This window comes from Desulfoplanes sp., from assembly GCF_054921335.1.
This window is the reverse complement of sequence record NZ_JBUDSQ010000109.1, coordinates 1-6,243: the sequence shown is the minus strand read 5'-3', so window position 1 is coordinate 6,243 and position 6,243 is coordinate 1. Positions and strand designations below refer to the sequence as shown.

The 6,243-nt window shown below is 57.1% G+C and carries 3 protein-coding genes; all 3 read left to right on the top strand.

What is annotated here, in order from left to right:
• Positions 1–1,458 (top strand): sensor domain-containing diguanylate cyclase (locus tag ACY692_RS13725; RefSeq protein ID WP_462325944.1); only part of this gene is annotated, 1,458 nt, incomplete at its 5' end.
• Positions 1,459–1,544: 86 nt separating this feature from the next.
• Complete coding sequence (locus tag ACY692_RS13720; RefSeq protein WP_462325943.1) at positions 1,545–4,541, top strand: AIR synthase-related protein; 2,997 nt, start codon at positions 1,545–1,547, stop codon at positions 4,539–4,541.
• A gap of 313 nt (positions 4,542–4,854) precedes the next feature.
• The gene (locus ACY692_RS13715; protein ID WP_462325942.1) at positions 4,855–6,135 is read left to right on the top strand and encodes a TolC family protein; all 1,281 of its coding nucleotides are present in this window, start codon (positions 4,855–4,857) and stop codon (positions 6,133–6,135) included.
• The last annotated feature ends 108 nt before the right edge of the window (positions 6,136–6,243 follow it).

Below are 6,243 nucleotides of genomic sequence, written 5' to 3'. Positions count from 1 at the left end.
CTTATCTCCCCGTTTTCAAGCAACTGGACCTTTTTCCACAATATCCGCGCAAACGATCGTTGCAGAGAGATTCCAGCAAACACCCCCTTCCCATGGGAACACCGGGGACCGATCATCGACATATGGGACGAAGGCCGGAAAATCGGTGCGTTCAGACTGGCCAAGAAGGACAGCAGCTTGGGCAAGGACAAGGACCTCGACCTTTACTTCCGTTTTGTGGGCCAAAATTATGCCCTGTATCTCCAGGACCACGCCCGCATGGAATCCAAGGCCCGGACTCTGGACACCATCCCCATCGGTGTCGTCCGGCTGGACAGGGACGGATACATCCTCCAGCCGAACACCCATTTCCAGTCGATCTATCCGGTACCGGAAAAACTGCCGGGTAAACATTTCTCAGCGGCCCTGGCCGAGGGTTTCGGCTATCCCAAGGATCCCGATCTGGATCGGTACCTGGCAGGAAAAAAATCGGATGATTTTTCGCGCATTTTTTGTCCCCTGGGGGTCGAACCGACAACCGGGGAGTCGTGTATATATTTCACGATCACCCGACAGGTCGAAGAAAGCGGGATCGAACATATCGCTCTTGTCGAGGACATATCCAGGGTCAGGAGCATCGAATTCGACATCCTCAAACAACGGACCTTTCTGCACAATCTCGTCGCGTCCATGCAGGACATCGTCATGACCCTCGATAGCTCGGGAAAAATTTCCTATGTCTCGCCCAACGGCTCTTCTTCCTGGCGGGGCAAAAATTTTTTCCATATAGCCACACCAGACAGCAATGCGGGCATTTCATGGGAACCCTCCATACTGGGTCATGCCCCTTCTCCCATTGAAATCTCCATGGATTGGGACGGCAGGTCGACCAAACGGACTTTTGAGATGGTCATCTCCGAGTTGTCCCGCTCCCCCCAGCAATACCTGATTGTCGGCCGGGACGTTTCCCAAATCCGCCGGCTGGAAAAACAGCTCAGGCACCAAGCCACCTATGACAGCCTGACCAGGGTGTTCAACCGGTACCAATTCAACATCGCCCTGGCCGAAGAGACAAAAAAATGCGTACGGACCGGACGCTCTCTGGGATTGATCTTTTTTGACGTGGACAATTTCAAGGGGTTCAACGATAAGTATGGACACCAGGCGGGAGACAAGGTCCTGACCACCATCGGCGCGATACTCAAACAAAACACAAGGCAGGGCATGGACACGCCCTGTCGATATGGGGGGGACGAGTTTGTCGTCGTGGCTACCGAGATCACCCCCGGTGCACTCGAGAATCTGGCGGTCCGGATCAAGAAAAATTTCAACAAGTATTTCGGAAAGGACATATTCCTGAGTATGGGTTTAGCCCTTTTCAACCAACAAGAAACACCGGAAAAATTCCTCCTGCGCGCGGACAAGGCGAGTTACTCCGCAAAAACCCATGGGGGAAATGCCATTGTCTTCGCCGATTGAACCTTCCCTGTCGGCTTCACCGGATTCCATACACCGCTGTCCACGGGGCCTTTTTCAGACGAGGCCCCACAAGGGAGTTTTCTTCTATGCTTACACGGATTGAAATAGGTCTCCAAACGTCCATACGCGACGTGCAGGGCGAAAACATCGCCCGGAAAATACGCAACGAACTGAACATGTCCATCGACCGTGTCCGGATGCTCAAGGTCTACACGGTCACCGGACTGGACCAAGAGGAAGTCGAACGTGTCGTTGCAATAGCGGCATTGCACGATCCAGTCCTCCATGTTCCGTCCCTGCGCCCCCTGGCCGACGATTTCGACTGGGTCATCGAAGTGGGTTTCCGCCCCGGAGTCACGGACAACGAGGGCAGAACCGCCAAGGAAAGTCTCGTTACCGCCCTCGGGATACCCGAAAACCGTTGCGATTCCATTGCCGTGTACACGGCCACCCAATACATGCTCACAGGAGACCTCGATAGGGATGGGATCCTGCATATCGCCAAAGATTTACTGGCCAACGAACTTATTCAGCGGTTCCAGATCGCTTCCCATCAAGAATGGACGAAAGACCCCGGCTTTCCGGCCCAGGCCGCTAGGGTCACCGGGCAGGCCTCCGACAGGGTGGAAACCATCCCCCTGGCCGATTGCAATGATGAGGGCCTCATGGAATTGAGCCGGTCCAGAACCCTGGCCCTGAGCCTCAAGGAGATGCGCCTCCTCAAGGCCCATTTCACCAAGGCCCAGACCATCGAGGAACGCAAACAGCAGGGGTTGCCGGCCAATCCCACGGACGCGGAGCTGGAGTGTTTGGCCCAGACCTGGTCGGAACACTGCAAACACAAGATCTTCAACGCGACCATCGATTATACGGACACGGAAACGGGCAAACGCACGACCATAACCAGCCTATACAAGACCTTTGTCCAGGGGAGCACCAAGACACTGCGCGAGCGCATGGGTACAGCCGATTTCTGTCTGTCCGTTTTCAAGGACAATGCCGGGGTGGTCCGGTTCGACGACTCGACCAATGTGTGCATCAAGGTGGAGACCCACAACAGTCCCTCGGCCCTGGACCCCTACGGCGGGGCCCTCACCGGTATCGTTGGCGTGAACCGCGATCCAATGGGCACGGGCATGGGCGCGAACCTGCTGTGCAACACGGACGTATTCTGCTTCGCATCGCCCTTTTATGACAAGGAAATCCCCCCCAGACTGCTCCATCCCAGACGGGTTCTGGAGGGGGTGCGCGAGGGCGTGGAACATGGGGGGAACAAATCCGGCATTCCCACGGTCAACGGGGCGATCCTCTTTGACGAACGGTACCTGGGCAAACCCCTGGTTTTTTGCGGGACCATCGGGACCATGCCCAAGGAGGTCAAGGGGCATCCCAGCGAAGACAAAAAGGCCCTCCCCGGGGACAAAATCGTCATGACCGGCGGACGCATCGGCAAGGACGGCATCCACGGAGCGACCTTCTCCTCGGAAGAACTCCACGAGGGGTCACCGGCCACGGCCGTGCAGATCGGCGACCCCATCACCCAGCGCAAGATGTACGATTTTCTCATGCGGGCCAGGGACCTTGGTCTGTACAACGCCATCACCGACAATGGGGCCGGGGGGCTCAGTTCTTCCGTGGGCGAAATGGCCCAGGAATGCGGCGGCTGTAACATGGATCTCCAACTCGCCCCCCTCAAATACGATGGGCTGGACCCCTGGGAGATCCTCATTTCCGAGGCCCAGGAACGGATGACCCTGGCCGTTCCCCCGGAAAACCTGGAAACATTTCTCTCCCTGGCCAAGGAGATGGATGTGGAGGCCACGGCTCTTGGTGAATTCCAGGATTCCGGCGTGTTCCACGTCCGGTATGGGGAGAGGACCATCTGCTATATGGATATGGACTTCCTGCACGACGGGGCTCCACGCATGGAGCTTTCGGCCGTGTGGAAACGCCCGGAGTTGCCTGTTTCCGTTACCGTCGATCCCGCCTCGGTAGGCGACGGGGCCGAATTTCTGGGACGCATGCTTGCCCGACCCAATATCTGTTCCAAAGAATACGTCATCCGCCAGTACGACCACGAGGTCCAGGGCGGCAGCGTGATCAAACCCCTGGTCGGGGACGAACTGGACGGTCCCGGTGACGCGGGGGTGGTCCGGCCCGTGCTCGGTTCCAACCAGGGGTTGGTCATCAGTAACGGCATCTGCCCCAAATACAGCGACCTGGACACATACTGGATGATGGCCAACTGCATCGACGAGGCCATCCGAAACGCCGTGGCCGTGGGCGGGGACATCCGGCACATGGCCGGGATCGACAACTTCTGCTGGTGCGATCCGGTCCAGTCGGAAAAAACCCCGGACGGGGAATACAAGCTGGCCCAACTGGTCCGGGCCAACCAGGCGTTGGCCCATTTCTGCATAGGCTACGGGGTGCCCTGCATCTCGGGCAAGGACTCCATGAAGAACGACTACACGGCCGGAACGACCAAAATCTCCATCCCCCCCACGGTCCTTTTCTCGGTCATGGGGGTCATTCCGGACATCGAGAAATGCCAGACGTCGGATTTCAAGGCACCGGACGAACTCATTTACATCCTCGGGCTGACCCGCGCCGAACTCGGCGGCAGTGAATTCTGCTCCGAGCTGGGCATCAAGGGCGGCCAGGTTCCCCAGGTGGATCTGATTTCCGCGAGAAACCGCTATCTGGCCATGTTCGAGGCCGTCAGGAATGGGTATGTCACCTCCTGCCACGACCTCTCGGACGGCGGGCTGGGCGTGGCCGCTGCCGAAATGGCCATAGGGGGACGCATCGGGGCCCAGATAGATCTGGATCGGGTGCCCTTCCAGGGCACGTTCCTGTCTCCGGAAGAACTCCTATACAGCGAGTCGGCCAGCCGTTTCTTGGTCACGGTCAAACCCGAACACCGGACGCGGTTCGAACGTTGTTTCTCCGGACAATCCATGGCCTGGATCGGCCAAACCGTACCGGACAGGGAACTCTCCTTTTTCAGGGATGGCAAATCCCTTTTCACCAGCCGTGTCGGATCCCTTGCCAAGGCCTGGCAATCGACCCTGGATTTTTAATGGCGCCGCATCCATTCACAAAAAAGCCGAAGGCACAAGTTTGTGCCTTCGGCTTTTTTGTGCCCTTCCGCCCCCCTTCCTTACCTTCTTGCTGTACGTAAATCTCTTGAAGAAAATGTTCAGCTGTGCAATGGAATGTGTATGACTTGAAAAAAAATGTCATACACGTTGACGCCTCTAAAAAATTTTCAAAAAATACTGCAATGTTTCAAGGAGATAGATCCTCAAAGCTATCCCCGGCGTTTTATCCATGTCGGTTCCACGATATTGTGACCGGACGCTGTTCTCTTTCCCCCTTAGCCATGGTGCCCCGATGAAAAAGATTCTCCTCGCCTCCATGATCGTGTTGTTTTGCCTGCACGGGCTCGTCCAAGCCCAGGGTCTGCGGCACATTCTTCCCGAACTCATGAATCACCATGAACTGATCAAGGCCGCAGAGGCCAACCGTGATGCCGCCTTGTCAGCACGCGAACAAGCCCGGGGCGGCTGGTATCCCTCGGTGGATCTTCTCTCCGAAGCCGGGCAGGAAGACATCCGCAGGACAGACCACTCGGACACCTCCGAGCTACGCAACGTCCAGACCCTTCGGGGGAGTCAGCTTGTGACCGATTTCGGTAGAACATCGGGGAGGATAGACCGGGCAAATGAAGAGGCAGAACGAGCGAGGACCGAGCTTGAACAGGCCCGGCAGGATGTCCTGCTCGACGGGATCGATGCCTTCTTGCAGGTCGTCAAGGCCAGGGAACAACTCAAATACGCCATCCGTTCCGAGGAGAACATCACCAAGCAGACCGGCATGGAAGAGACCCTGGTGGAAAAGGGAGCAGGTCTTTCATCGGACGTCCTGCAGATCAAATCCCAACTGGCAGGGGCCAGAGCGCGTCTGGTCACGGCACGGGGAGAGCTCCTCCTGGCCCAAAACCGGTTCAGGGCGGTTTTCAAACGCACTCTCACGGATGAAGAAATCGCCGGGTTCACCCTGCCTCCCAAGGCCTTCGCCAAAATCCCCATGACGATTGGAGAGGCCACGCAAAAGGCATTGGTCGCCAACCCGAACATCCTCATCGCCAAGCACCATGTCCAGGCAACCGAACACGACCTCACCGTGCGCAAAGCAGCCTATTATCCGACACTCAATGTTGTCCTGGAAGGGAAAAGACGCGAGAACGACGACGGCGCGAGCGGCATCCGCCGTGAGGGTCGGGCCGGGGTTGAATTCAAGTACAATCTTTTCAACGGTGGATCGGACATGGCCGCCGTCCGAGCGGGTCGTTCCGCGATCCTGCGTCTGAAGAACATGGAACGGAACACCAGAGATCTCGTTGAAGAGCAGGTCGCCAATGCCTGGCAGAATCTGCTCATCTCCCGGGAAAATCACAAGTATCTGGAAAACCAGGTAGTCATTGTCGAAGCATTCCTCAACCTGGCCCGTAAGGAGCGCACACTCGGGACACGTTCCCTGCTCGACGTACTGGACGGGGAGACAAACTTCATCAACGCCACCAGCCAGGCCGTGGCCGCACGTATCGAGACCTATCGGGCCGCGTACCGATTGCACTATGTCATGGGCAACCTGCGTATGGATCTTTTCTGATGACCTACCTGTCTTGTAAAAAGAGATTTTTTTCAAGTTGCTGGCATTCTGACCACCGTCATCCCGGCGAAGGCCGGGAACTTGAACGCCCCACCGGGCTGTAAAAAG